Origin of the sequence: Micromonospora sp. KC207 (genome assembly GCF_004348615.1) — a bacterium.
Taxonomy (GTDB): Bacteria; Actinomycetota; Actinomycetes; order Mycobacteriales; family Micromonosporaceae; genus Micromonospora.
Genome location: NZ_SMKJ01000067.1, coordinates 1 through 25,987, shown reverse-complemented (window position 1 = coordinate 25,987; position 25,987 = coordinate 1). Strand labels below are relative to the sequence as shown.

The 25,987-nt window shown below is 74.4% G+C and carries 27 protein-coding genes; 15 read left to right on the top strand and 12 right to left on the bottom strand.

Translation table 11 applies throughout. From position 1 onward, the window contains the following. Window positions 1-162: 162 nt before the first annotated feature. Window positions 163-996 (top strand): phosphoribosylaminoimidazolesuccinocarboxamide synthase, encoded by an 834-nt coding sequence (locus E1258_RS11385; protein WP_132399392.1) that lies wholly within the window; start codon window positions 163-165, stop codon window positions 994-996. 24 nt (window positions 997-1,020) lie between these two features. Here the strand turns inward: E1258_RS11385 and glpK are convergent, their stop codons facing one another. Next, complete coding sequence (glpK, locus tag E1258_RS11380) at window positions 1,021-2,505, bottom strand: glycerol kinase GlpK (protein ID WP_132399390.1); 1,485 nt, start codon at window positions 2,503-2,505, stop codon at window positions 1,021-1,023. 62 nt (window positions 2,506-2,567) lie between these two features. Here glpK and E1258_RS11375 point away from each other — a divergent pair, with 62 nt between their 5' ends. Beyond that, a complete protein-coding gene (locus E1258_RS11375; RefSeq protein WP_007072821.1) occupies window positions 2,568-3,506 on the top strand; it encodes a ribose-phosphate pyrophosphokinase in 939 nt (312 codons plus the stop codon). Between the two features lie 82 nt (window positions 3,507-3,588). On the opposite strand, the gene E1258_RS11370 is transcribed toward E1258_RS11375, so the two are convergent. Continuing rightward, window positions 3,589-4,008, bottom strand: a complete 420-nt coding sequence (locus E1258_RS11370; protein WP_132399388.1) for an ATP-binding protein — start codon at window positions 4,006-4,008, stop codon at window positions 3,589-3,591. 221 nt (window positions 4,009-4,229) lie between these two features. Between E1258_RS11370 and macS the strand changes: the two genes are divergently transcribed. Next, a complete protein-coding gene (gene macS, locus E1258_RS35560) occupies window positions 4,230-5,363 on the top strand; it encodes a MacS family sensor histidine kinase (RefSeq protein ID WP_305847270.1) in 1,134 nt (377 codons plus the stop codon). 140 nt (window positions 5,364-5,503) lie between these two features. Next, the gene (locus tag E1258_RS11360) at window positions 5,504-6,175 is read left to right on the top strand and encodes a response regulator transcription factor (protein WP_132399398.1); all 672 of its coding nucleotides are present in this window, start codon (window positions 5,504-5,506) and stop codon (window positions 6,173-6,175) included. 25 nt (window positions 6,176-6,200) lie between these two features. On the opposite strand, the gene E1258_RS11355 is transcribed toward E1258_RS11360, so the two are convergent. From E1258_RS11355 to E1258_RS11345, 3 genes are all read right to left on the bottom strand, one after another. After that, window positions 6,201-6,773 (bottom strand): DUF5709 domain-containing protein, encoded by a 573-nt coding sequence (locus E1258_RS11355; RefSeq protein WP_132399384.1) that lies wholly within the window; start codon window positions 6,771-6,773, stop codon window positions 6,201-6,203. Window positions 6,774-6,868: 95 nt separating this feature from the next. Continuing rightward, entirely contained in the window at window positions 6,869-7,651 is a 783-nt protein-coding gene (locus E1258_RS11350) for an ATP-binding protein (RefSeq protein ID WP_132399382.1), read from the bottom strand. Then, the gene (locus tag E1258_RS11345; protein WP_132399380.1) at window positions 7,651-8,649 is read right to left on the bottom strand and encodes an SDR family oxidoreductase; all 999 of its coding nucleotides are present in this window, start codon (window positions 8,647-8,649) and stop codon (window positions 7,651-7,653) included. Before E1258_RS11345 ends, E1258_RS11350 begins: the two co-directional genes overlap by 1 nt. Before the next feature lie 225 nt (window positions 8,650-8,874). Between E1258_RS11345 and E1258_RS11340 the strand changes: the two genes are divergently transcribed. Further along, window positions 8,875-10,077, top strand: a complete 1,203-nt coding sequence (locus E1258_RS11340; protein WP_132399378.1) for a glycosyltransferase — start codon at window positions 8,875-8,877, stop codon at window positions 10,075-10,077. 35 nt (window positions 10,078-10,112) lie between these two features. On the opposite strand, the gene E1258_RS11335 is transcribed toward E1258_RS11340, so the two are convergent. The 4 genes from E1258_RS11335 to aroA form a co-directional block, all read right to left on the bottom strand. Then, entirely contained in the window at window positions 10,113-10,985 is an 873-nt protein-coding gene (locus E1258_RS11335) for a hypothetical protein (RefSeq protein ID WP_243715352.1), read from the bottom strand. 59 nt (window positions 10,986-11,044) lie between these two features. Further along, window positions 11,045-11,863 (bottom strand): histidinol-phosphatase, encoded by an 819-nt coding sequence (gene hisN, locus E1258_RS11330; RefSeq protein ID WP_132399374.1) that lies wholly within the window; start codon window positions 11,861-11,863, stop codon window positions 11,045-11,047. 25 nt (window positions 11,864-11,888) lie between these two features. Further along, the gene (rsgA, locus tag E1258_RS11325; RefSeq protein ID WP_132399396.1) at window positions 11,889-12,827 is read right to left on the bottom strand and encodes a ribosome small subunit-dependent GTPase A; all 939 of its coding nucleotides are present in this window, start codon (window positions 12,825-12,827) and stop codon (window positions 11,889-11,891) included. A gap of 163 nt (window positions 12,828-12,990) precedes the next feature. Further along, entirely contained in the window at window positions 12,991-14,292 is a 1,302-nt protein-coding gene (gene aroA / locus E1258_RS11320) for a 3-phosphoshikimate 1-carboxyvinyltransferase (protein WP_132399372.1), read from the bottom strand. Between the two features lie 143 nt (window positions 14,293-14,435). On the opposite strand from aroA, the gene E1258_RS11315 reads away from it, so the two are divergent. The 5 genes from E1258_RS11315 to rsrA all read left to right on the top strand — a co-directional run bounded on the left by E1258_RS11315 (window position 14,436) and on the right by rsrA (window position 17,972). Continuing rightward, window positions 14,436-15,143: an SOS response-associated peptidase gene (locus tag E1258_RS11315; protein ID WP_132399370.1), complete on the top strand. Its 708-nt coding sequence runs from the start codon at window positions 14,436-14,438 to the stop codon at window positions 15,141-15,143. A gap of 199 nt (window positions 15,144-15,342) precedes the next feature. After that, window positions 15,343-15,735, top strand: a complete 393-nt coding sequence (locus E1258_RS11310) for a WhiB family transcriptional regulator (RefSeq protein ID WP_132399368.1) — start codon at window positions 15,343-15,345, stop codon at window positions 15,733-15,735. A gap of 248 nt (window positions 15,736-15,983) precedes the next feature. Next, window positions 15,984-16,601 (top strand): alpha/beta family hydrolase, encoded by a 618-nt coding sequence (locus tag E1258_RS11305; RefSeq protein ID WP_132399366.1) that lies wholly within the window; start codon window positions 15,984-15,986, stop codon window positions 16,599-16,601. A 224-nt stretch (window positions 16,602-16,825) separates the two neighbouring features. Beyond that, window positions 16,826-17,683: a sigma-70 family RNA polymerase sigma factor gene (locus tag E1258_RS11300; RefSeq protein ID WP_132399364.1), complete on the top strand. Its 858-nt coding sequence runs from the start codon at window positions 16,826-16,828 to the stop codon at window positions 17,681-17,683. 1 nt (window position 17,684) lies between these two features. Continuing rightward, the gene (gene rsrA / locus E1258_RS11295) at window positions 17,685-17,972 is read left to right on the top strand and encodes a mycothiol system anti-sigma-R factor (RefSeq protein WP_132399362.1); all 288 of its coding nucleotides are present in this window, start codon (window positions 17,685-17,687) and stop codon (window positions 17,970-17,972) included. A 109-nt stretch (window positions 17,973-18,081) separates the two neighbouring features. Here rsrA and E1258_RS35800 read toward each other — a convergent pair whose 3' ends face one another. Then, window positions 18,082-18,156, bottom strand: coding sequence for a 50S ribosomal protein bL37 (locus E1258_RS35800; protein ID WP_369700219.1), 75 nt, complete (start codon window positions 18,154-18,156; stop codon window positions 18,082-18,084). Window positions 18,157-18,418: 262 nt separating this feature from the next. On the opposite strand from E1258_RS35800, the gene E1258_RS11290 reads away from it, so the two are divergent. Both E1258_RS11290 and E1258_RS11285 read left to right on the top strand, forming a co-directional pair. Then, window positions 18,419-18,634: a biotin/lipoyl-binding carrier protein gene (locus tag E1258_RS11290; protein ID WP_036372996.1), complete on the top strand. Its 216-nt coding sequence runs from the start codon at window positions 18,419-18,421 to the stop codon at window positions 18,632-18,634. Further along, a complete protein-coding gene (locus tag E1258_RS11285; RefSeq protein WP_132399360.1) occupies window positions 18,631-19,143 on the top strand; it encodes a GNAT family N-acetyltransferase in 513 nt (170 codons plus the stop codon). Before E1258_RS11290 ends, E1258_RS11285 begins: the two co-directional genes overlap by 4 nt. 49 nt (window positions 19,144-19,192) lie before the next feature. Here E1258_RS11285 and E1258_RS11280 read toward each other — a convergent pair whose 3' ends face one another. Further along, a complete protein-coding gene (locus tag E1258_RS11280) occupies window positions 19,193-19,756 on the bottom strand; it encodes a TetR/AcrR family transcriptional regulator (RefSeq protein ID WP_132399358.1) in 564 nt (187 codons plus the stop codon). Window positions 19,757-19,868: 112 nt separating this feature from the next. On the opposite strand from E1258_RS11280, the gene E1258_RS11275 reads away from it, so the two are divergent. Beyond that, entirely contained in the window at window positions 19,869-21,461 is a 1,593-nt protein-coding gene (locus tag E1258_RS11275) for an MDR family MFS transporter (RefSeq protein WP_132399356.1), read from the top strand. A gap of 83 nt (window positions 21,462-21,544) precedes the next feature. Here the strand turns inward: E1258_RS11275 and E1258_RS11270 are convergent, their stop codons facing one another. Next, on the bottom strand, window positions 21,545-23,374 hold the full coding sequence (locus E1258_RS11270) for a tetratricopeptide repeat protein (protein ID WP_132399354.1): 1,830 nt from the start codon (window positions 23,372-23,374) through the stop codon (window positions 21,545-21,547). 224 nt (window positions 23,375-23,598) lie between these two features. Between E1258_RS11270 and E1258_RS11265 the strand changes: the two genes are divergently transcribed. Then, window positions 23,599-24,630 (top strand): SIS domain-containing protein, encoded by a 1,032-nt coding sequence (locus E1258_RS11265; protein ID WP_132399394.1) that lies wholly within the window; start codon window positions 23,599-23,601, stop codon window positions 24,628-24,630. 74 nt (window positions 24,631-24,704) lie between these two features. Further along, on the top strand, window positions 24,705-25,987 hold a 1,283-nt coding region (locus tag E1258_RS11260; RefSeq protein WP_132399352.1), incomplete at its 3' end, for a PAS domain-containing sensor histidine kinase.

Genomic DNA, 25,987 nt, shown 5'->3' with positions numbered 1-25,987 from the left:
GACCATTTACACAGCCGGCGCGGGCGGGTGTCAACGACCGTTCGGCCCGAGGCCGCCGTTTCCCGCCGAGGTCTGCGTCCGGGATCTGACCGCAGCGTGACCGGTGGGACGCCCCGGGTGGCCGTCCCGGGCGTCCCACCGGCCCATGGTGTACTAGGGCGCGTGGAACTTCTGCACTCGGGCAAGGTCCGAGACGTCTACGCCGACGGCGACGATCTGATTCTGGTCGCCTCGGATCGGATCTCCATCTACGACGTGGTGCTGCCGACTCCGGTCCCGGACAAGGGCCGCCTGCTCACCGCGCTGTCCCTCTGGTGGTTCGAGCAGCTCGCCGACCTGGTGCCGAACCACGTCGTCTCCGCCACGGACGTCCCGGTGGAGTTCGCCGGCCGGGCGATCCGCTGCCAGCGGTTGGAGATGGTCCCGGTCGAGTGCGTCGCGCGGGGCTACCTGACCGGCGGTGGTCTCGCCGAGTACGAGCGCACCGGCGCGGTCTCCGGGGTCGAGCTGCCCCGGGGCCTGGTCGAGGCGTCCATCCTGCCCGAGCCGATCTTCACCCCGTCGACGAAGGCCCCCAAGGGCGAGCACGACGAGCCGATCACCTACCAGCAGGTGGTGGACAAGGTCGGCGCGGAGACCGCCGAGCGGCTGCGGCAGATCACCATCGCCGTCTACTGCCGGGGCGCGGAGCTGGCCGCCGACCGGGGCATCCTGGTCGCCGACACCAAGATCGAGCTGGGTTGGGCGGCGGACGGCACCCTCGTCCTCGGCGACGAGGTGCTCACCTCCGACTCGTCGCGGTTCTGGCCGGCCGAGTCGTACCAGCCGGGCCGGCCGCAGTTCTCCTACGACAAGCAGTACGTCCGGGACTGGGCGACCGGCGGCGGCTGGGACAAGCTGCCCCCGGCCCCCGAGGTGCCCGCCGAGGTGATCGAGGCGACCCGGGCCCGCTACGTCGAGGTCTACGAGAAGCTCACCGGCCTCACCTGGTCCTGACCGGCCCCTGACGCCGCAGGCGGATCAGTCGACCCAGTCGAGGGTGCGCTGCACGGCCTTGCGCCACTGGCGCAGCCCCCGCTCCCGCTCGTCCGGGCCCATCGTGGCGGTCCACTGCGCGTCGGAGCGCCACTGGCCACGCAGGGTGGCCAGATCTGGCCAGAAGCCCACGGCGAGGCCCGCCGCGTACGCCGCGCCGAGGCAGGTCGTCTCCGTGATCCGGGAGCGGACCACCGGCACGTCCAGCACGTCGGCGAGGAACTGCATCAGCAGGCCGTTGGCGGTCATCCCGCCGTCCACCCGCAGCCGGCGCAGCGCCACGTCGGAGTCGGCGTTCATCGCGTCGACCACCTCGCGGGTCTGCCAGGCGGACGCCTCCAGCGCCGCCCGGGCCAGGTGTCCCTTCGTGATGTAGCCGGTGAGCCCGGTGATCACCCCGCGCGCGTCGCTGCGCCAGTGCGGGGCGAACAGCCCGGAGAACGCCGGCACCACGTAGCAGCCGCCGTTGTCGTCGACCGTGCGGGCCAGCTCCTCCACCTCGGCGGCGGTGGAGATCAGGCCGAGGTTGTCCCGCAGCCACTGCACCAGCGAGCCGGTGACCGCGATCGCGCCCTCCAGGGCGTACACGGCGGGCTGCCCCTCGATCTGGTACGCGACGGTGGTGAGCAGCCCGTGCGACGAGATGACCGGGCTCGCGCCCGTGTTGAGCAGCAGGAAGCTGCCGGTGCCGTACGTGCATTTCGCCTCGCCCGGCTGGAAGCAGGACTGCCCGAACAGGGCGGCCTGCTGGTCGCCGAGGGCGCTGGCCACCGGCACCCCGGGGAGCAACCCCTCGGCGGTGCCGTAGACCTCGGCCGAGCTGCGGATCTCGGGAAGCATCGCGGCCGGTACGCCGAGCGCGTCGAGCAGCTCCGGGTCCCAGTCGAGGGTGTCCAGGCCCATCAGCATCGTGCGGCTCGCGTTCGTCACGTCGGTGACGTGCCGGCCGGTCAGCTTCCAGATCAACCAGCTGTCCATGGTGCCGAACAGCACCTCGCCCCGCTCGGCCCGCTCGCGCAGCCCGTCGGTGTGGTCCAGCAGCCAACGCAGCTTCGGGCCGGCGAAGTAGGTGGCCAGCCTCAGCCCGGTGCGCTCGGACAGCCGCTGCTCGCCGTACGCCTCGGCGAGCGCGCGTAGCTGTGGCCCGGTGCGGGTGTCCTGCCAGACGAGGGCGTTCGCGACCGGCCGGCCGGTGGCCCGGTCCCAGACGACGGTGGTCTCCCGCTGGTTGGTGATGCCGACGGCCGCCAGCCCCGCCGGGCCGATGTTGGCCGCCGCCAGCGCCTCGCGGACGACGAGCTGGACGTTTTCCCAGATCTCCTCGGCGTCGTGCTCGACCCAGCCCGGCCGGGGGAAGATCTGCCGATGCTCGCGCTGGGCCACGGAGACGATCTCCCCGGCCCGGTCGAAAACGAGGCACCGGGAGGAGGTGGTGCCCTGGTCGATGGCTGCGACGTACTCTCCGGTCACGGCAGCACCGTACCCGGCCCGACGCCGGTCCGTCGCCACCGACGGCCGTACGATCGGTCAACGTGCGCGACATCGCAGTCTTCAGTGGAACCGCCCATCCCGACCTCGCCGCCGAGATCTGCGCCCACCTCGGGGTGCTGCTGCACCCCACCCGGGTGTCCCGGTTCGCCAACGACTGCCTGGAGGTGCAGTTGCAGGCGAACTGCCGGGAACGCGACGTCTTCCTGATCCAGCCGCTGGTGCCGCCCGTGCAGGAGAACCTGGTCGAGCTGCTGCTCATGATCGACGCGGCCCGGGGCGCCTCGGCGGCCCGGATCACCGTGGTGCTGCCGCACTACGCGTACGCCCGCTCGGACAAGAAGGACGCGCCGCGCATCTCGATCGGTGGCCGGCTGGTCGCGGACCTGCTGACCTCGGCCGGCGCGGACCGGGTGCTGGCGATGACCCTGCACTCGCCGCAGGTGCACGGCTTCTTCAGCGTCCCGGTGGACCACCTGCACGCGCTGCGCGAGCTGGCGGGCCACTTCAGCCGGTACGACCTCCGCGACACCGTGGTGGTCTCACCCGACCTGGGCAACGCCAAGGAGGCCGCCGCCTTCGCCCGGATGCTCGGCACCCCGGTCGCGGCCGGCGCGAAGCAGCGGTTCAGCGACGACCGGGTCACGATCAGCACGGTGATCGGCGAGGTGGCCGACCGGGACGTGATCGTCCTCGACGACGAGATCGCCAAGGGCAGCACGGTGATCGAGCTGATGACCCACCTGCGCGAGCTGAAGGTCCGCTCGATCCGGCTGGCCTGCACCCACGGGCTGTTCTCCGGCGGGGCGCTGGAGCGGCTCAGCGGGCAGGACGGGGTGCTGGAGATCGTCTGCACCAACACGGTACCGATCCCGGAGAGCAAGCGGGTGCCGAAGCTTCAGGTGCTCTCGGTCGCTCCGGCGCTGGCCGAAGCCATGCGCCGGATACACAACGGCGAGTCGGTCTCCGCCCTGTTCGGCTGAGCGCCCGGCCCCGGCCCGCGCCCTGCTCGCCCGGGGCGTGCCGGCTCCGGCCCCGACGCGGCGTCCGGCCCGCCGGTGGTCGTCAGTCCGGGGCGCGCTCGCGCACGCCGAGGGCCGTGCTGATCCGGACCGTGGTGCCGCCCGGGCCGGTCTCGACGTCCATGGCGTCGCTCAGCTTCCGAACCAGCCAGAGGCCCCAACCGCCCGCGGTGTCGGGTGCGGGGCGGCTGCGGTCGTCGAGCCGCCGGGGGCTGATTCCCCGCCCGTGGTCGGCGACCTCGCAGACCAGCCGCCCCGGCTGGCGCCACAGCCGCAGCCAGCCCCGCCCGCCGCCGTGCCGCACCGCGTTGGTGAGCAGTTCGTTGATCGCCAGCACGAAATCGTCGAGCCGCTGTCCACGCAGCCCGGCGGCGTGCACGCAGGAGGTGACCGAGTGTCGGAGCTCGGTCACCTGGGCCTGGTCGAAGGCCTCGGCGATCAGGAGGGTGGTGTCGATGGGCACAACCGTACGCCGTGTCGGTCGGTCCGCGTTCGTCCCGACCGCCCGGGCGGGGCGCGCTGGGGCTTATGCGCCTTCTCTGTCGATTGCTGGGCTGGTTCGGGATCGTCTGCTGTCCCTGGTGACGGGCGGCGGCGCGTCGTCCCCGGGCACGACGGACGAGCATGCTCGGGCCAGACCCGCCGAACGTTTCGGGGCCGGGCGGGGTGTGGCATGGTGTCGGCGTGCCGTCGGCGTTCGGTGGATTGGAGGTCCCGCTCTGGCGGGCCGTCGCGGTGTTCCGTTTCGCCGCCCTGGCGTACGTCGGGCTGCTCGTCGCTCGCGACGCCAGCGGGTACGCCCACCCGCTGGTCGCCGGGCTGGTCCTGCTGGCGATGCTCGGCTGGACGGTGACCACCGCCCTCGGCTACGCCCGCCCCGCCCGGCGGGGTTGGCCGCTGCTGGTCGCCGACCTCGCCGTCGTGCTCGGGGTGCTGCTGGTCAGCCCCTGGGCGGTCGGCCGGGCGGCGCTCGCGGCCGGCGCGCCCAGCCTCGCGGTGGTCTGGCTGGCCGGGCCGGTGCTCGCCTGGGCGGTCTCCGGCGGCCGGCGGCGGGGCACGGTGGCGGCGCTGGCAGTCGGCGTGACCGATTTGGCGACCCGGGAGCGGATCGGTCAGTCCACCGTCACCGGGGCGATCCTGCTGCTGCTGGCCGGGGTGGTGGTCGGCCACGTCGCCCGGCTGGCGGTGACCGCCGAGCAGCGGCTGCACCGAGCGGTGGAGCTGGAGGCGGCGACCCGGGAGCGGGAACGGCTGGCCCGGGACATCCACGACTCGGTGCTCCAGGTGCTCGCGCTGGTCCAGCGCCGCGGCGTCCACCTGGACGGGGAGGCCGGCGAACTGGCCCGGCTGGCGGGGGAACAGGAGGCCGCGCTGCGCGCACTGATCGCCGGGGCGCCGCCCCCCGACGGCGCGGACCCCTCCGGGGCAGGAACCCTGGACCTGCGCGCCCTGCTCGGCCGGTACGCCTCGGCGACGGTCTCGCTGTCGGCGCCGGCCACCGGCGTCCCGTTGCCCGCGCCGGTGGCCCGGGAACTGGCGGCCGCGACCGGGGCGACGCTGGACAACGTACGCCGGCATGCGGGCGGCCGGGCCTGGGTGCTGATCGAGGACGAGGGGGAGACGGTGACCGTCTCGGTACGCGACGAGGGCCCGGGCATCCCGGCCGGCCGGCTCGACGAGGCCGCCCGGCAGGGCCGGCTCGGGGTGGCGCAGTCGATCCGGGGGCGCATGGCCGACCTCGGCGGCACGGCCCGCATCAGCTCCACGCCGGGCGCCGGCACCGAGGTCGAGCTGACGGTGCCGAGGACGACCCGGTGAGCACCCCCGACGCGACGCCCCCACCGGCAGGATCGCGGTCGCCGGTCACCGGCCCGGACACGCCTGACGCGACGGCCCCGTCCTCGCCGCCGGTCGCCGGCCCGGATTCGCCGGCGGACACGCCGCCCGGGGTCCGGGTGATGGTGGTGGACGACCACCCGATGTGGCGCGAGGGAGTGGCCCGCGACCTCACCGAGGCCGGCCACCTCGTGGTCGCCACCAGCGGGGAGGGCCGCCAGGCCGTCCGCGTCGCCCCCGCCGCCCGGCCCGACCTGGTGGTGCTCGACCTGCAACTGCCGGACATCTCCGGGGTGGAGGTGATCCGGGGGCTGCGCGCGGCGCTGCCGCAGGTGCGGGTGCTGATGCTCTCGGCCAGCGGGGAACAGCAGAGCGTCCTGGACGCGGTGAAGGCCGGCGCGACCGGCTACCTGGTCAAGTCGGCGGCGCCGGCCGAGTTTCTGGACGCCGTGCGGCGCACCGCCGCCGGTGAGCCGGTCTTCACCCCCGGGCTCGCCGGCCTCGTGCTCGGGGAGTTCCGCCGCCTCGCGGCGGGCGCGGACCTCTTCGCCGGGGGCCGGGGGCCGGTCGCGGCGACGGCCGGCCCCGACACCGACGCACCCCGGCTCACCGACCGGGAAACCGAGGTGCTGCGCCTGGTGGCCAAGGGGATGTCGTACAGGCAGATCGCCGAGCGGCTCGGGCTCTCCCACCGGACGGTGCAGAACCACGTGCAGAACACGCTCGGCAAGCTCCAGCTGCACAACCGGGTCGAGCTGACCCGTTACGCGATCGAGCGCGGCCTCGACGACTGACCGCCGCGCCGGCGGGTGGGCCGGGTCAGCGCGCCTCGGGCGGTCGGGTCTCGTGGATCGCCAGCTCCTCCGCGCTCGCCCCGCCGCCGGCCGATCCGGCGTCGTACGCGACGTTGTCGGTTTCCTCGTCGGTGTGCGCCCCCTCGTCCGGTTCCACCAGCCGGCCCACCTCGGCGTCGGCGACGCTGCCGAGTTGGCCGTGGTCGTAGAGGGAGACGGGGGAGTGCGGGTCCGAGGTGGGGCCCGGATCGATCACGTCGGCGTCGAGCTGCGCCTGGGCGGCGGCCTCCTCGCTGTCCGCCTCGGCGGCGATGTCCGGGTCGACCGGGCCGGCCAGCGGGTCGTCGGCGGGTCGTTCGTAGCTCTCCCGGTCGAGCTTGTAGTCCAGCGACTCGCCGTCGAGCTGCTCCTCGGCGGTAGTGCCGAACCGGTCCACCGCCACCGGCGTGCGGTCGCCGGGAAGCTGGGCCGGTGCCGGACCGTCCGCCTCACGACCGGTTTCGACGTCGTCGTTGGCCGTCGAGTCGTCGTCGGCGGTGTCGGGCAGGCCGTCGGCCTCCGGGTCGGAGACGGGGGTCGGATACTCGTCGTCGCGCATGGCTGATCACTACCCACTGCCCACCGACCGTAACCGATCCGCCCGCTGGAGTCCCGCTCGCGGCCGTGGGGCCGGCGGGGCGGCAGTGACGGGGGTCACCCCGGGTTGCCGGCGGGGTGCAGGACCGCCCAGACGAGCTTGCCGTCGGGCAGGAGGGTGCTGCCCCAGCGGCGGGACACCGTGTCGATCAGCAGCAGGCCACGGCCGCCGGCCAGGGTCGGCGGGGTCAGCCCCGAGTGCGTCGGCTGCCGGCGGCTGTGGTCGCGTACCCCGATGCGTAGCGTGCTGCCCACGGGGGCCAGCCGGACGGTCATCGGGGTGTGCGCGTGCGCCACCACGTTGTTGACCATCTCGGTCACCGCGATGCAGCCCGCCTCGGCCAGCTCGTCGATCCCCCAGCGGGCGCAGCCGTCGGTCACCAGTGCCCGGGCCTGCCGAGCCGCGCCGACGAACGGCGGCAGCGCGGTGGTGGTCGCCGCGACCGTCGGGGACCGGTTCAGCGCCGCCGTCGCCTCTGCCACGGTCGAGCAGACCGGTAGCCCCGGGCCGGCCGCCGCCCCGGTCGGGTCGACGACCAGCAGCCCCGCCGCCGGCCAGTCGGCGATCTCGCGGTGTACCCCGGTGAACAGCCCACGGGCGGCGGGGTCGGGCAGGCGCAGCCGGGACAGGTCGGTCACCATCGGGCCGGGCCGGTCGCAGAGCCGGACGAGCAGCGCGTCCCGCACGGCGGCCGTGCCGGCGGCGTCGAGCACCCCGGTCAGCCGAAGCACCCCGGTGGACTCGTCAATCTCCACCACGCAGCGCACGTCGGTCGGCGTGATCGACCCATTGTGCGTCGTGGTGAGGAACCGCGCGTCCGGCCGGTCGGGGAGAACCATCAGCGTTCCGTCCGGGATCGTCGCGCGCGGGCCGCCAGCGTCCCGACCGCCGTGCCCGCCGCGGCGAGCCCGAAGGCGGTGGTCATCCGGACCAGCTGCCGCCGCCGGCCGTGCCACCCGCCGGTCCGCTCGGCCGCCGCGTCGGCGGCGAAGACGTTGCCGGTGCTGTCCGGCCGTCCGGTGGGCCCGAACTGGGTGCGCTGGACGTACCAGCCGAGGGCCCGTTCGGCCAGCGCGGGGGCGAGCCGCCACTGCGCGCCGAGCAGCCGGGCGGCCCCCCCGGCGTACACCTGGCGGCGTGGGTGGCGCAGCACCCGGACGATGGTCTCGGCGACCAGCTCCGGCGGGTACACGGGTGGGGGCGGGACCAGCTCCCGCCCGGTGTGGTTGGCGGCGTGCCGGAAGAACGGGGTGTCGATGGTTGCCGGCAGGACCGTGCACACGGAGATGTTCCCCCGCCCGGTGAGCCGCAGCTCCTGCCGCACCGTGTCGGCCAGCCCCCGGATGCCGTGCTTCGTGGCGTTGTACGCCGACTGGTAGGGCATCGCCACCTCGGCCAGCACGGACGCGTTGTTGACCAGCACGCCGCCGCCGGCCGCCGCGAGATACGGCAGGGCCGCCCGCATCCCGTGCACGGTGCCCAGCAGGTTCACCTCCAGCACGCGGCGGAACTCCCGCACTCCGATCTCGTCGAACAGGCCGACGGCGCTCACCGCAGCGTTGTTGATCCAGGCGTCGATCCGGCCGAATTCCTCCGCCGCGTGGGCGGCGAGGATCTCGACGGCCACCGGGTCCGTGACGTCCGTGGGTACGACCAGCGCCCGGCCGCCCAGTTCCCGGCACCGCGCCGCCACCCGATCCAGGGCCTCCTTGCTACGGGCCGCGAGCGCCACGGCCGCGCCCCGCCGGGCGAGGGCGTACGCGGTGGCAGTGCCGATGCCGCTGGAGGCGCCGGTGAGCACGACGGCGGCGTCGTCGAGGGTGCGGGTCAGAGGCATCCCTCGCCCGTACCCCAGCCGGCCCCGCTCATGCCGTCGACGCCGGTCGGATCGGCGGCACCGCCGGCCGGTCCGAGGCCGTCGCCCGCCCCCGGGACCCGCCCCGGAGTGCCGCCGGCCCGGCCGGAGCGGGCGACTTGCCAGGTTTGGGTGCCGAGCAGCGCGGTTAATGGGACTCTCTGACCGGGAGGACCACCAGCTCAGAAGAACGCATGGAGGTGACCCATGCGCGTCGGCCTAGTGTGCGCGCACTCCGGCCCGTCGCGGCCTGCCGACGGCCCGGCCGTCGGTACGCGCGAGCACATCGCGCGGGTCGCCGCCGAGCTGGCCGGACGCGGCCACGACGTGCACGTCTACGAGCGCCGCGACGATCCCGCGCTGCCCGCCGCGGTGGAGGTCGACGGGTACCGGGTGGAGCGGGTGCCGGTCGGCCCGGCCGCCCCGACGCCCACCGCCGAGCTGGTCGGGCACGTGTCCGATTTCGGCCGGTGGCTGGCCGGCCGGTGGTCCGCCGAGTGGTCACCGGAGGTGGTGCACGGGCACTACTGGGTCGGTGGCCTGGCCGCCGCGCACGCGGTGCGCGAGACCGACATCCCCGTCGTGCAGACCTTCCACTCGCTCGGCGTGGAGCAACTGCGCCACCTCGGCCCCGGATACGACGGGCCGGGCAGCCGCATCCCGCTGGAGCGGGCCCTGACCCGGGCGGTGGACATCGCGGTCGCCCAGTGCAACGACGAGGTGGACGAGCTGACCCGGATGGGGCTGCAACGCAGCTCGGTGGCGATGGTCCCCACCGGCGTGGACACCAACCAGTTCCACCCGGACGGGGAGGCGGCCCCGCGCGACCAGCGGGCCCGCATCCTCTCGGTCGGGGGCCTGACGCCGGGGCACGGCCACGACGACCTGATCCGGGCGATGCGCCTGGTCGGCGACGCCGAGCTGGTGATCGCCGGCGGGCCGCCGGTCGACCAGCTCACCAACCACGCCGAGGCCAGCCGCCTGCGCGACCTGGCCGAGCGCACGGGGGTGGCCGAGCAGGTGAAGCTGGTCGGCGCGGTGCCACACGACCAGATGGCCACCTGGTACCGCTCGGCCGACGTGGTCGCCTGCACCCCGCACTACTCCTCCGCCGGCCGGGTCTCGCTGGAGGCGATGGCCTGCGGCGTGCCGGTCGTCGGGTACGCCATGGGCGGCATCGCCGACGCCGTGGTCGACGAGGTGACCGGGAAGCTGGTGCAGCCGGGCGACGTGCGGGCCCTCGGGATGACGCTGCGCCGGCTGCTCGCCGACAACGCCGCCCGGTTCGCGTACGGGCACGCCGCCGTGGACCGGGTGCGATGCACGTACACGTGGGAGCGCACGGCCGGCGCGCTGGAGCGGCTCTACGAGCGGGTGGTCCTGCGCCGCCGGCCGGTCGAGGCGGCGTAGCCGGCGAACGTCCCCGCCCGCCTCGCCGCCGGCGTTCAGCGGCGGGGGTGGGGGTGGGCCGATGCGCCGGCGGGCAGGATCCCCCGGGCGCGTTCCCGGGCCACCTCGTGGTGGTGCTGTGGCTCGGCGTACCGGGTGAGCCCGATCACCGAGGCCAGGGTGGCCAGGAAACCGAGGGCGGCCAGCCACTCCCGGCCCGGCCAGATCCGGTCGTTGAGCAGCAGCAGCCCGATGATCGCCGCGGGCACCGCCCCGGCCGCGTCCATCGCGGCGACCGCCGCCGTGGTCGAGCCGCGCTGCATGGCCAGGCCGAGCAGTAGCTGACCGACCAGCGAGTGGGCCACCAGCAGATAGAGCAGCGGGTCCCGGACGAACTCCTCCACGCTCGTCACGGCGGCCAGCGGGCGGGCGGCCACCGCCGCGGCGGAGAAGGCCAGCCCGGCCAGGGAGCCGAGCGCCACCGACCCGGGTGCGCCGTGCAGCCGTACCGCGAAGAAACCGACCACGGCGATCACCGCGAGCGTCACCGCCAGCGCGACCAGGCCGGCGGGCCCGAGCGGCCGGGACTGCGCCGGCTGCGCGGACAGCACCAGGCCGGTGACCCCGGCGAAGAGCAGCGCCAGCAGCGCGATCTCGGCGGTGGGCAGCCGCCACTTGAGCACCAGCACGCCGAGGATGGCGGTCACCCCGAGCCCCGCCGCCACGCTGGCCTGGACCAGGAACAGCGGCAGGTCCCGGCGGGCCAGGAAGGCCAGCACGAAGCCGCCGACCTGGCAGGCCAGCCCGACGAGGTACGTGCGGTGGCCGGCCAGCCGCAGCAACAGCCCGGGGTCGAAGGTGTGGTGCACGGTGGTCCGCGCCGCGGCGACGGACTGGAGAAGGTTGGCGACACCGTACGCGACGATCATCGCCGCCAGGAAGCACCAGCCAGAGGACACCACCTGGCGAGGATAGAGGCTGGCGGCGCTCAGCGCGCGGCCGGCCGACCCAGCCTCGCCAGGATGTCGGCGTGCAGCGTGCCGTTGCTGGCCACCGCGCTGTTCTCCACCGCCGCGTCCCCGCCAGGGGTGGGCCGTCCGGCCAGGTCGGTGAACGTCCCGCCCGCCTCGGTCACGATCGGCACCAGCGCGGCGACGTCCCACAGCGACAGCTCCGGCTCGACCATCACGTCCAGGGCCCCCTCGGCGAGCAGCATGTAGCCGTAGAAGTCGCCGTACGCCCGGCTGCGCCAGGTGTCCCGCATGAGCTGGAGCATCGGCTCCAGGAGCCCGGCGGACTCCCACCCGCTCAGTGACGAGTAGCAGAGGCTGGCGTCGGCGAGGCGGCCCACCGCCGACACCCGGATCGGGGTGCCGTGCCCGGCGTCCGGGCCGGCGTACGCGCCCCCGCCGAGCGCACCCCACCAGCGGCGACCCAGCGCCGGCGCGGAGACCAGCCCGAGCACCGGCCGGTCGCCCTCCAGCAGGGCGATCAGGGTGGCCCAGACGGGCACCCCCCGGACGAAGTTCTTGGTGCCGTCGATCGGGTCGATCACCCAACGTCGGCCGGCCGGCCCGGCCGGGGCCCGCCCGCCGTACTCCTCGCCGAGCAGGCCGTCGCCGGGGCGCCGCTCGGCCAGCACGGCCCGGATCTCCCGCTCCACGGCGGTGTCCGCGTCGGAGACCGGGGTCAGGTCCGGCTTCGCCTCGACGCGCAGGTCGAGGGCCCGGAACCGGGCCGTGGAGATGGCGTCCGCCCGGTCGGCGAGCAGGTGGGCGAGGGCGAGGTCGTCGGCGTACCCGGTCATGCCGGAAACGGTAGCGGCGGCCGGGTCACGTCCCCTCCAGCGGGTCGCCCGGGTTGCGCTGGTCGGGCTCGCGCGCGTCACCCTCGCCGGACCGGGAGGCCAGCAGCCGGCGGTACGAGGCCAGCCGTCGCTCGTCGGCCTTGCCGGCGGCCACCCAGGCGTCCAGCGCGCAGTTGGCCTCCTCGGCGGTGTGCTGGCAGTTCGCCGGGCAGTCGACCGTCCCCTCCACCAGGTCGGGGAAGCCGTGCAGCAGACTGTCGGCCGAGACGTGCGCCAGCCCGAAGCTGCGCACTCCCGGGGTGTCCACGATCCAGCCCGGGTCGGTGTCGGCACCGGGGCGGGGCGGCAGCCGCAGCGCCACCGCGCTGGTCGAGGTGTGCCGGCCCCGGCCGATCGCGCTGACCACGCCGACCGCCCGGTCGGCGTCCGGGACGAGGCGGTTCACCAGCGTCGACTTGCCCACCCCGGAGTGGCCCACCAGGACCGACACCCGGCCGGCGAGCAGGTCGCGCAGCGCGTCGAGGTCGGCGTGGGGCCGCAGCAGCACGTACGGCAGCTCCAGCTCGGCGTAGTAGCCGAGCACCTGTTCCGGGCCGGCCAGGTCGGCCTTGGTGAGGCAGAGCAGCGGCTCGATGTCCGCGTCGTACGCGGCGACCAGGCAGCGGTCGATGAACCCGGTGCGCGGCGGCGGATCGGCCAGCGCGCTGACGATGACGAGCTGGTCGGCGTTGGCCACCACGACCCGCTCCAGCCGCCCCTCGGCGGTGTTCTCGTCGTCGTCGGCGGTGCGCCGCAGCACCGAGCTGCGCTCGGCGATCCGGACGATGCGGGCCAGCGCGCCGGCCGCACCGGAGGTGTCCCCGACCAGGCCCACCCGGTCGCCCACCACCACCGACTTGCGGCCCAGCTCCCGGGCCCGCATGGCGGTCACCAGCGGGGTTTCCGGGCCGGCCCCGGGCAGCACGCACGTGTAGCGGCCCCGGTCCACGGCGATGACGAAGCCCTCGACCGCGTCGACGTGCCGGGGCCTCGTGCGGGTGCGCGGGCGCGACGACCGCCCGGGCCGGACCCGTACGTCGTCCTCGTCGTACTCCCGCCGCTTGGTCGTCAGGACGCCCTCCGTCGTGTCAGCTTCTTCCGGTCACCATCGCCGACCATAGCTCCGGAAACTCCGGCATGGTCTTCGAGGTGCACGACACGTCGTCGAGCTCGATGCCGGGAACCGCCAGGCCGGTCACCGCGGCGGCATGCGCCATCCGGTGGTCGTGGTACGTCCGGAACGCCCCGCCGTGCAACGGCCGGGGCCGGATCTCCAGCCCGTCCGCCGACTCGGTGAGGTCCGCACCGAGGCCGACGTACTCGCGGGCGAGCGCCGCGATCCGGTCGGTCTCGTGCCCCCGGATGTGGGCCACCCCGGTGAACCGGGACGGCGAGTCGGCGAGCATGGCGAGCGCGGTCAGCGCCGGGGTCAGCTCACTGACGTCGGAGAGGTCGGCGTCGATGCCGTGCACCACGCCGGTGCCGCGCACGGTCAGCCCGCCGGTGGTGAGGTTCACCTCGCCGCCCATCCGTTGCAGCAGCGTGCGGAGCTGCTCGACGGGTTGGGCGCTGCTGCGCGGCCAGCCCCGCAACGTCACCTCGCCCCCGGTGACCAGGGCCGCGGCGAAGAACGGCACCGCGCCTGACAGGTCGGGCTCGATCTCCCAGCCCCGCCCGGTCAGTGGGCCCGGCTCGACGACCCAGACGTCGGGGGTGCCGTCGTCGACGGCCGCCCCGGCGGCCCGCAGCATCTGCACGGTCATCCGCAGGTGCGGCGCGGACGGTACGGGCGGGCCGACGTGCCGGACCACCACGCCCCGGTCGAAGCGCGGCGCGGCCAGCAGCAGGCCGGAGACCAGTTGGCTGGAGGCGGAGGCGTCGATCACCACCTCGCCGCCGGCCACGCTTCCGGTGCCGAAGACGGTCAGCGGCAGGCTGCCGGTGGCCGGGGACTCGACCCGCACGCCGAGGGAGCGCAGCGCGTCGATCAGCGGGCCGAGCGGGCGGGTGCGGGCCTGCGGGTCGCCGTCGAAGGTGACCCGCCCCTCGGCGAGGCCGGCGACCGGGGGCACGAACCGCATGATGGTGCCGGCGAGGCCGACGTCGACGTGCGCCGGGCCGGCCAGCGGACGCGGCCGGACCAGCCAGCGGTCGTCGTCGGTGATCGACATGTGGGCGCCGAGGGCCCGCAGGCCGCCGGCCATCAGTTCGGTGTCGCGGGCGCGCAGCGGCCCGGCGAGCGTGGAGGGGCCGCTGGCCAGCGCGCTGAGCACGAGCGCCCGGGCGGTCATCGACTTGGAGCCGGGCAGCCGCAGCGTGGCAACCACCGGGTCGGACGCGGTCGGAGCGGTCCACGGCCGAAGCGGCCGGGTCGCGGTCGTGTTCCCCACGGTGACATTCTGCCGTGCCCCGCCCGCCGCCGGACGGACCGCCGGACGCGCTCCCGGTTGGCGGGACGGCGTCCGGGACGCTCCGGTGGGGGTGGCGCTCGGCGGGACAGCCGAACGCGGCCCGGGGCGTTAGCGTGTGCCTCATGTGCGGGAGGTACGCCACGACCCGGAGCGCGGTCGACCTGAGTGCGGTTTTCGAGTCGTACGACGAGACCGAGGGCCGGGTCCGGTCGAGCCACAACGTCGCCCCGACCACGACCGTGCCGCTCGTGCGGCTCATCCCGGAGGGGCACCGCACCCTGTCCGTCGGCCGCTGGGGGTTCCTGCCGCCCTGGTCCAAGTCGCCCGCCGCCGCGGCCCGCATGATCAACGCCCGCGCGGAGACGGTGGCCACCAGCCGGGCGTACGCGCCCTCGTTCGCCCGCCGGCGCTGCCTGGTCCCCGCCGACGGGTGGTACGAGTGGGTCCGGCAGCCCGAGGGTGGGCGACAGCCCTACTTCATGACCCCGGCCGACTCCTCGGTGCTCGCCCTCGCGGGCATCTGGTCGGTCTGGGAGGGGCCCGACGGGCCGGTGCTGACCTTCAGCGTGCTGACCACCGCGGCGGTCGGTGAGCTGGCGCGGGTGCACGAGCGGATGCCCCTGCTGCTGCCCCGCGAGCGGTGGGTGTCCTGGCTGGGCCCGACCGACGAGCCGGCGGCCCTGCTGGCCCCGCCCGATGCCGGGTGGCTGGGCGGGCTGGAGATCCGGCCGGTCGGGCCGGCGGTCGGCAACGTCCGCAACGACGGGCCACAGTTGATCACCCGGGTGCCCGCGCAGGCCGCGCCTGCCGATGAGGTGACGCTTTTCTGACAGCCGCCGGGGGCATTGTCGCGTGCTGATTTGCCGGAGTTGCGGACGAATCGTCGCCTGAGCTTTTAGTCATCTTCACCGAAGGCTCTTGTCTCGGTGTCCGAAAGTGCGATACAACACAGCGCCGGTAGTGGGTGACGATTCGCATGGTGCGAACGACGCTCATCAGTCTTTCCGGTCCCACGGGGGAGGTGGGTGGATGACACGGGCGCGTATGCCCCGCCCGCACGAGGTGGCAGCCGCACGACGAGACCCGCGACTGCTACGGGCGTTGCGGGAACGGCGGCAGGACGAAGCCTGGCGGACCAGGGGCACCTGCCAGAGCGTGGACCCGGAGACGTTCTTTCCGGCGCCCAACGAGCCGGCCGACGCGGCCGTCGCGCTGTGCCGCAGCTGCGATGTCCAGGGATCGTGCCTGGCCTGGGCGCTGGAGGTCGGTGACTGCCACGGCGTGTGGGGCGGCACCACACCACGCGAGCGTCGGGCCATGCTTGTCGCCTGGCGCGGCGAGGTCGATCCGGACCCGGACGCGGCCGACGAGGCCGGCCCACCGGTGCGGGACCGGCTACTCACCCTGGTTCCGCTGAGCTGACCACTCCGGCCGTCCCGCCCCCCGGCAGGGCGGGATGGCCGGCGGCGCTCGTCTGCGCGCGGACGCTCGGATTTCGTGGCGCTCGGATTCGTGGCGCTCGGGTTTCGTGGCACTCGGATTTCGCGCGTCGGGTGTGGCCCCGGTGCTCCCGGCGGGCGATGCGCCGTTGACGCGCGTCGGGTGTGCTCCGGTGTTTCCCGGCCCGCGGTGCGTCGTCGGCGCACGGCGGCGACCCGCAGAATGGGCGGGTGCGAGACGCGGACGAGATCGGGACGCCACGTGGGCCGGCCCGGGTCGACACCGACCTGCCGGCCGGCCCAGCGACGGCCCTGCTGGTGCTCGGGCACGGCGCGGGCGGTGACGTCGACGCGCCGGACCTGAGCGCGCTGCGGGACGTGGCGGTCGCCGCCGGGCTGGCGGTGGCCCGGGTGACCCAGCCCTACCGGGTGGCCGGGCGGCGCGCGCCCGCCCCCGCCGGGCACCTCGACGAGGCGTGGACGGCCGTCCTGGCCGAGCTGCGCCGGCGACATCGCGCCGTACCCGCGCTGGTGGTCGGCGGCCGGTCCAGCGGTGCCCGGGTGGCCTGCCGCACCGCGATCGCCGTCGGCGCCGACGCGGTGGTGGCCCTGGCGTTCCCGCTGCACCCGCCCGGCCGGCCGGAACGCTCCCGGGCGGCGGAGCTGGCCACCGGGCTGCCGACGCTGGTGGTCAACGGCGACCGCGACCCCTTCGGCGTGCCCGGAGCCAGCCCGTCGGTGCGGGTGGTGGTCCGTCCGGGCGAGCGGCACGACCTGGCCGGCGACCCGGCCGGCGCCGCCGCGGTGGCGGTCGACTGGCTGCGCGGGCGGGGCTGGGCGTCGCCCTGACCGCACCGGGGCCGTGACCGGCGGCCGTACGCGTCGTTGTCTCCGATGGTGTCGGGTTGCCCAATCCGGGCGGTCGACACCGTCCCTCCCAGGCCCTTCCTGGTCCCAGCGCCGACGCCCGTCGGGGCCGGGACCAGGAACGGGGCGAGCGGGCCGGAATGCCGGGGCCCGCGCCCCGCGTTACCCCCCACGGAAGAGACTTCTGCTTCAGGGGGGTGTGACCGGTGCCGACCGAGACACGGAGCCGGGAACGGGACGAACGGGAGGCGCGGCAGCTCAGGCGGCTGCTGGGTGGACCGGAGTGGCCCGTGGTGTCGCTGCCGGTCGGGCCGGATCGGCCCGTGATCGCGCGAGCGGTCGGGCCAGGGGCGGTGAGGACCAGCACACCGGCCGGAAGTGAATCCGCGGGAAGTTTCAGGCGCGTATCCTCGGCGGGAAAGCATCCGACGCGAGGGGATGTGCGGTTGACCACCGAGAAGACGGACGAGCGCAGGGCCCGTTTCGAGCGGGACGCGATGCCCTTCGTCGACCAGCTCTACGCAGCCGGGCTGCGGATGACACGCAACCCGGCGGATGCCGAGGACCTGGTCCAGGAGACGTACCTGAAGGCGTACGTGGCCTTCCACCAGTTCGAGCAGGGCACGAACCTGAAGGCCTGGCTGTACCGGATCCTGACCAACACCTACATCAACTCCTACCGTAAGCGGCAGCGCCAGCCCATCCAGGCGCCCACGGAGGAGATCACCGACTGGCAGCTCGCCGAGGTTGAGTCGCACACCTCCAGCGGGTTGCGTTCGGCCGAGACGGAGGCACTGGACCGGCTGCCCGACAGCGACGTCAAGGAGGCCCTCCAGCAGTTGCCGGAGGAGTTCCGCCTGGCCGTCTACCTCACCGACGTCGAGGGCTTCTCCTACAAGGAGGTGGCCGACATCATGGGCACGCCCATCGGCACGGTGATGTCGCGGTTGCACCGGGGTCGTCGTAATCTGCGCAAGCTGCTTGAGGGCTACGCGGCCGAGCGCGGGTTCAGCGCGGCGCAGTCCCCGAAGGGCTCGACCGCCGCCGCCGGCCGGGAGGTGTGACGTGAGCTGTGGGAAACCGCACGAGACGGACTGCCGTGAGGTGCTCGCGGAGGTCTACTTCTATCTCGACCTGGAGTGCGCCGAGGAGCGCCGCACGCTGATCCGCCGTCACCTCGACGAGTGCGGGCCGTGCCTGCGCGAGTACGGCCTGGAGCAGGAGGTGAAGGCGCTGGTCGCCCGCTGCTGCGGCAACGAGACCGCGCCCGAGCAACTGCGCGAGCGGCTGCGGGTCCGCCTCACCGAGCTGGTCGTCTTCGATACGAGCGAGTCCCGCGAGCTGGCCGACTGACGGCCGATGGACGTGCCGGTGGCCCGGGTCGAATCAGACCCGGGCCACCGTCGTTCCCGGCCGGGGCCGGTGGGTGCTCCAGTGGTGGCGGCGTGCCGCCGCGCGCGACTCAGGAGTTGGGGCGCTTGCCGTGGTTCGCGCCGCTCTTCTTCCGGGCCTTCTTCTTGCGGGCTTTCTTTGCCATGCTGACCTCCTCAGGTGTTGGTCGGTGTCCGCCGGCGGCAAGCGCGGCGGTGGTCGTGTACCGGCCGCCCGGTCACCCGGGGCCGACCCGCTGATGCTAGTGCGGCCGGGGGTGACGGTGGTCCGCCGGGGCGGCCGGTGGCGGCCCGATTGCGTCGGCCGGCGAACGGGTATCGCACGCCGGGGCCGGGACGCGCCCACGACGGTCCGGCACGTGATTGGATACCGATCGCAGACACTCCGGGAAGAGGGAGGGCCGAGAGATGGCCGACGAGATCCGCGCCGAGATGGTGGCGAACGTGTGGAAGGTCGTCGCTTCGGCCGGGGACACCGTGTCCGAGGGGGACACCCTGGTGGTTCTGGAGTCGATGAAGATGGAGATCCCGGTCGTCGCCGAGTCCGACGGCGTCGTCCAGCAGCTCGCCGTCAACGAGGGCGACGTCGTGCAGGACGGTGACCTCATCGCGGTGATCGGTTGACCAGCCCGCAGGTCAGGCGGGCAGTCCCGGCCGACTTCCCAGCGGTGGCCCGGCTGACGGTGGCCGCGTACGAGGCCGACGGGCAGCTCAAGGGCGAGGACGGCTACGGGGTCGTGCTCGCCGACGTGGCGACCCGGGCGCAGACCGGCGAGGTGCTGGTCGCCGCAGACGGGGCCACCGGCGAAGCGCTTGGTTCGGTCACGTTCGTGCTGCCCGGCACCCCGTACGCCGAACTCTGCGGCCCCGGGGAGGCCGAGTTCCGGATGCTGGCCGTGGACCCGGCCGCCCAGGGGCGGGGAATCGGGGCGGCGCTGGTCGAGGCGTGCCTGTCCCGCGCCGCCGCGCAGGGGTGTTCGGCGGTGGTGATCTGCGTGCGCAACGGGCATGCCGAGACCGCCCACCGGCTCTACGAACGGCTGGGCTTCGTCCGCACGCCGGAGCGGGACTGGTCCCCGCTGCCCGGTGTGGAGCTGCTCGGCCTGCGGCGGGAGCTGCCCGCCCCGGGCTGACCCCGGCCCCGCCGGCCGCGCGGCCGGCGGCTCGGCCCTCGGCCCCGGCTCAGCCTTCGGCGATCCGGGCGAGCAGCTCGTCGGCCACCTCCAGGGCGATCTTCCGCCGCTCGTCGTCGGTGACGTGCGGGGCGCGGATGGCGAGCCAACTGGTGTGCACGGCGAACAGCGACAGGGTGGCGCGCACCTGGGCGGCGGGCGACTCGTCGCCCCGCGCCAACGCGTCGGCCAGCCGGAACAAGCGGTCGCGCATCTGCTGCCCGGCGGACAGGCTCTTGAGCGCAATCTGGTTCTGCTCGAAGAAGCGCATCACCGAGGGCTCGTCGGTGGCGAACATGCTGTCGGCGTACCGGGCGATCAGCTCGCGTCTCGTCGCCAGCGTGGGCGGCTGGTCGTCGGCCCAGGCGATCAGGGTGTCGATCCGGTCCAGCCGGTCCTCGACGATGCTGCTGACGATCTCGTCCTTGCTCTTGAAGTGGTAGTAGAGCGCGGCCTTCGTCACGTTGAGCCGCTCGGCGATCTCGCGCAGCGAGGTCTTCTCGTAGCCCTGCTCGGTGAAGAGCTCCAAGGCCACGGCTTTGATGCGCTCCCGCGTGCCTGTGCTCTCTCTCACCCGAACCACCCAATTCGCTTGACGACCAGTTGTCCCCCAACTTACCGTGCGGCTAGTAAGTGGACTAGCCGGTCGGCAAGTAGGTCGGTCACATCCCGGGGGGAGCTTACCGATGAGGCAGGCAAACGAGGGAGCGGAGCGGCGACCCAACATCCGGGTCGTCCTCTTCGGCCTCATGATCGCGATGATGCTCGCGATGCTCGACAACATGATCGTCAGCACCGCTCTGCCGCGCATCGTCGGCGAGTTCGGCGGGGTGGACCACTTCACCTGGGTCGTCACCGCGTACGTGCTCGGCACCACCGTCTCCACCCCGATCTGGGGCAAGCTCGGCGACCTCTACGGCCGCAAGGCCATCTTCCTGACCTCGGTGCTCGTCTTCCTGGTCGGCTCCGCGCTGTGCGGCATGGCCGGCTCCGGGGTGTTCGGCGGCGCGGACAGCGGCATGATCGAGCTGATCGCCTTCCGGGCCGTCCAGGGCCTCGGCGCGGGTGGCCTGATGGTCGGCGTGATGGCGATCATCGGCGACCTGGTCCCGCCCCGGGAGCGGGGCCGCTACCAGGGCATGATCGCCGGCATCATGGCCATCGCCATGGTCGCCGGGCCGCTGGTCGGCGGCTTCATCACCGACAACCTCTCCTGGCGCTGGGCGTTCTACGTCAACCTGCCGCTCGGCGGCGTCGCGCTGCTGGTGCTCGCCACCACCATGCACCTGCCGAAGTACCGCACCGAACACCGGATCGACTGGCTCGGCGCGGGACTGCTGTCGGTCGGCATCACCGCGATCGTGCTGATCACCACCTGGGGCGGCAACTCCTACGACTGGGCCTCACCGCAGATCCTCGGCCTGGCCGCGCTGGCCTTGGTGAGCCTGGTCGTGTTCGGTTTCGTCGAGCGCCGCGCGGCGGAGCCGATCCTGCCCCTGGGGCTGTTCGCCAACCGCAACTTCGCGCTGATCTCGGTGATCGGCTTCCTGCTCGGCTTCTCCATGTTCGGCGCGATGAACTTCCTGCCGCTGTACCAGCAGACGGTGCAGGGGGCGTCGGCCACCAACAGCGGCCTGCTGCTGCTCCCGCTGATGTTCGGCATGCTGGCGGTCTCGCTGCTGGTCGGCCGCGCGATCACCAAGACCGGCCGGTACCGGGTGTTCCCGATCGTCGGCGGCGTCGTGATGACCGCCGGCCTGGCCCTGCTGACCCGGCTGGAACTGGACACCAGCAAGCTGGAGTCCTCGCTCTACATGATCGTCCTCGGGGTCGGCATGGGCTTTCTGATGCAGACCTCGATGCTGATCGCGCAGAACAGCGTCGGGCAGAAGGATCTCGGCGCGGCCAGCGGCGCGGCCACCTTCTTCCGCTCCATCGGCGGCTCGTTCGGCATCTCGCTGTTCGGCGCGATCTTCGCCAACCGGCTCGCCGACTCGCCGGCCGGGCCCGCGTTCAGCGGCGGGGGCGGCGAAGGCGGCCAGGTCGACCTCGACAAGCTCAAGGAGTTGCCGGCGCAGGCCCGGGAACTGGTGCTCGGCGGCCTCGCCGACGCCGTCTCGCACGTCTTCTGGTGGGCGGTGCTGTTCACCGTCCTCGTGCCCGTGCTGGCCTGGTTCATCCGGGAGGTCCCGCTGCGCGCGACGAACGACGCCGCGCCGGCGCCGGCCACCCCCGAGGAGCAGGCTGAGACGGCCCTCGGCAAGGCCCCCGCGGTCTGATCCACCCGCCGGCCCGGCCGCGTCGGCCCCGCAGCGGGGTCGGCCCGGCCGGGTCGACCGGCCTGCGGGGCCGACGCGGCTGCTCAGCGCCGCAGGCGGGTGAGGCGGGCCCAGAGGCGGCGCAGCGGGCCCGGCCGGGCCGACCCCGCCGCCGGGCCGGAGATCAACTTGCCGGCCAGCGCGGTCGTCGCCGGGTCCAGGGCCGGGGTGGCCAGCGCCAGGTACGCCAGGGACACCGCGATCGGCACGTTCCGGTCCCGGGCCACGGCCGCCGCGTCGGCGAGCCGTTCGGCCACCACGCCGGCCACGTCCTCGCGAACGGAGGGGTCCACCCAGGCGGCGGTTACCAGGGCGAACAGGGCCGCCTCGGTGATCCAGTCCTCCACCCCCCAGACCAGTTCGACCAGCACCCGGCGGCGGGTGGACTCCGGCCACGGCTCGTCCGTGCGATGGTGCAGCAGGCCCAGGCACGCCCACACCTGCACGCAGCGCACCCAGAGCGCCGGGTCCTGCCCGGTCAGCACCCGGCCCAGCCCGGTCGCCGGGGCCGTGGGCGGATGAACCAGGAGTCCGAGCAGGTCGGGCAAGCCCAGCGTGGCCAGCCCGACCGCCGCGTCGTACGCCGCCGGGGGGTGCGGCCACGCCGGGTGGGCGAGCTGCCGGACGCGGTCCGCCGCCTCGGCCGAGGGCGCCGGCACCGCCGGGGCGGCGACGGTGCCGTCCCAGCGCCACAGCGGCCGGTCAATGGCCCGCCGAGGCTCGCGTGGGTCCGGGGCGGCCACCTTCGCCACCTCGACCCGCAGCCCGGGTGCGGCAGCCGCCACGGTACGCAGCGCGCTCGGCGGCTCCAGTGTCTCCAGCCGTACGGTCGCGCCGAGGCCGTGCTGCTCCTCGGCCAGGGCGTGACGCAGCACGGCGACCGCCGCCCCGGCGGCGGGGGTGACCTGCCCGAGCCACGGCCGGCTGCGGCAGCACTCGGCGAGGTCGCCGTGCTCGTGTGAGTCGTCGGGGTGGTCGCGGACGAAGTCGGCCAGCGCCACCAGGTGCGCCACGTCGCCGTCGCGCTGGAAACGCAGCCGGTGCGCGGTGTGCACGGCGCAGTCGAAGGCGGGATTCCGGGCGAGGGCCCGATCAGTCCACTCCAGGGCCTCGTCGAGCCGGCCGGTGTCGGCCAGCGTGCCGGCGATGTCGGCGTACACGGCGAGGTCGTCCGGGTCGTGTCCGACGGCCCGGCCGAGCGCGGAGAGGGCCTCGTGGGTGCGGCCGGCGCTGCGGTACGCGTACCCGAGCCAGACCTCGCCGAGCTTCGACGGGTGCGCGCGTACCCCCCTGCTGGCCCAGCGGATCGCGAGGGTGACCTCGCCGAGGCGCCGGGCCAACGCGGACGCCGCACCGAGCAGCAGGGCGTGCTCGGGGTAAATGGTGACCGCATTGCGGGCCAGGGTGAGGTACGGCATCAGCGGCGCCCGGTCGGCGCGCGGCACCGGGTCGGGCGTGGTGGCGCAGACCTGCATCAGCACCTGGGCGACGCGTTCCGGGTCGAGCCGCTCGGGCAGGTCGGGGGCGGTCACCCAGGGCACCCCGGCCCAGTCGGCGCTCCGGTCGTGCCCGGTTGCGGCGGCCAGCAGTTCGAGCCCCTCGGCGGGTTGTCCCGCTGCGGCGAGCAGGTGCGCCCGGGCGACCACGACGCCGACGAAGACGCGCTGGTGCAGCGGGAACAGGTCGAGGCCGCCGCCGCTGGCGGCGGCGAGCCGGGCCAGCGTCTCGTGCGCCTCCGGCAGGGTGGGCGCCCGGGTCAGCGCGCCAGCGACGTGCCCGGCGGCGTGGGCCAGGTCGCCCTCGTCCAGCGCGAGCCGGGCCAGGGTCAGCTCCTCCTCCGCCGACAGCGGGGAGTCGTCACTTCCCTTGGACACGTGGGCCTCTCGGTCGTAGGTCGGCTGGCTCGCCGGCGGAGGCGTCCCCGCCAACAGTGTCGCCAGGCCGGGCAAGCGTAGGTGATCGTGGCTCGGCTTGGTGATCTACTGCGCGATGCTGCTCGAAAGATTGCTCACTTCTCCTTGAACGTGCAAGACTGAGCAGGAAATGCGCGGCAATCGTGCAGGGGAAGGGGTGTTCCGTGACGCGTGCAGGGGCCGGGATGGCCGCCGACATCTGCGAACAGCCGGCCGGCTACGAGCGGCTGCTCTCCGCCGAGCAGGCCGGGGCCATCGCCCGGGTGGCCGCCGCCATCGCGCACCGCCGTCCCCGGCACGTGGTCTTCACCGCCCGGGGCACCTCCGACCACGCCGCCCTCTACGCGGCGTACCTGACCGAGATCCGGCTCGGCCTGCCCGCCGGGCTCGCCTCGCCCAGCGCGGTCACGCTCTTCGGGGCGCGCCCCGACCTGTCCGACGCGCTGGTCGTCGGGGTCAGCCAGAGCGGCGGTTCGCCCGACCTGGCCGAGGTGCTGCGCGCCGCCCGCGCGTCCGGCGCGCTCACCCTCGCGGTGACCAACAACCCCGACTCGCCGCTGGTCGAGGTAGCCGAGCTGAGCGTCGACATCGCCGCCGGGCACGAGCGGGCGGTGGCCGCCACCAAGACGTACACCGCCGAGCTGCTCGCCCTGCTGATGCTCGTGGAGGGCGTCCGGGCCGGCGACGGGGCGCTGCCCGCCGCCGAGCGCGCCGCGCTGGCCGCCCTGCCGGAACTGGCCGCCCGCACCCTCGACGACACCACCCCGGCCCAGCTCGCGCCGCGCTACCGGTTCGCCGCCCAGCTCGTCACCACCGGCCGGGGTTACGCGTACCCGACCGCCCGGGAGGCGGCGCTCAAGCTGATGGAAACCTCGTACCTGCCGGCGCTGGCCTTCTCCGGTGCCGACCTGCTGCACGGCCCGCTCGCGATGACCGACCCGGACGTGCCGGTGCTGGCCGTGGTCGGCTCGGGCCCCGGCGGCCGGTCGATGGGCGAGGTGCTGCCCCGGCTTGGCGAGCGCCGCGCCGACGTGGTCGTGGTCGGCTCGGCCGATGTCGAGGGGGCCACCCGGATGGCCGTCCCCGAGGTCGACGAGCGGTACGCCCCGCTGCTGGACATCCTGCCGTTGCAGCGCCTCGCGCTGGCGTTGGCCCTGGCCAGGGGCGAGGACCCGGACGCACCGCGCGGCCTGAACAAGGTCACCGCGACGAGGTGAGCGGGGCGGGGCGGAGCGTGTGAGCCGGACGGCCAGCGGGACGGTGCCCGGCCCGGCGTGGCACGCTGTGCAGCGTGTCCACGCTGCGCGACCTCGCCGAGGAGCACACCCAGCTCCGCCCCGCCGACATCGACCACCTGCACCGGATCGCCGGAGACTGGCAGCTGCTGTCCGACCTGTCCTTCGCCGACCTGCTGCTGTGGGTGCCGGTCGACCGCGAGGGCACCTTCCTCTGCGTGGCCCAGGTCCGCCCGACGACCGCGCCCACCGCGTACCAGGACGACCAGGTGGGGCGGATCGTCGGCGGGCCCGAGGTGGCCCACCTGGAGGTCGCCTACGGCCAGGGCCGGATCTGGCGGGAGGGCGACCCGGTCTGGTACGGCGACGTGCCGGCCCGGCACGAGGCGATCCCGGTCCGGCTGCGCGCCGCCGACGGGGAGCCCGGCGAGGTGATCGCGGTCGTCGGCCGGGACACCAACCTCTCCACCGCCCGCACGCCCAGCCAGCTCGAACTGAACTACCTGACCACGGCCGACGACCTGGCCCAGATGATCGCCGACGGCACCTTCCCGCCACCCCGGCACCCGGGGGAGACCACCTCCGCGCCGCGGGTCGGCGACGGCCTGGTTCGGCTCGACGCCAGCGGCAAAGTCACGTACGCCAGCCCCAACGCCCAGTCCGCGTACCGGCGGCTCGGCTTCGCCGCGCACCTCGTGGGGGAGGACCTGGCCAAGCTGCACCGGCGGTTGGCCGGTGACCCGCTGGAGGGCACCGAGGCGGCCAACGGCATCCTCGCGGCGCTGCGCGGCGAGGGCCCGCCCCGACGGGAGATCGACGCTCGGGGCGCGACCATGCTCACCCGGGCCCTGCCGCTGATGCCCGCCGGGGTCCCGATCGGCGCGCTGGTCCTGGTCCGCGACATCACCGAGGTACGCCGCCGCGACCGCGCGCTGATCACCAAGGACGCCACCATCCGGGAGATCCACCACCGGGTGAAGAACAACCTGCAGACCGTCGCCGCGCTGCTGCGCCTCCAGGCCCGCCGGGTCGCCATGCCGGAGGCCCGGGTCGCCCTGGAGGAGTCGGTACGCCGGGTCGCCTCCATCGCCCTGGTGCACGAGACGCTCTCCATGTCCAGCGACGAGGCGGTCGAGTTCGACGGCATCGTCGACCGGGTGGCCAGCGCGGCGACGGAGGTGGCGGCGACTGAGCAGACCGTCGGGATGCGCCGTCGGGGCAGCTTCGGCGTACTGCCGGCCGAGATCGCCACCTCGCTGGTCATGGTCCTCAACGAGCTGCTGCTCAACGCCGTCGAGCACGGCTTCCCGCCGGCCGCCGAGCCCGAGTTCCCGCCCGC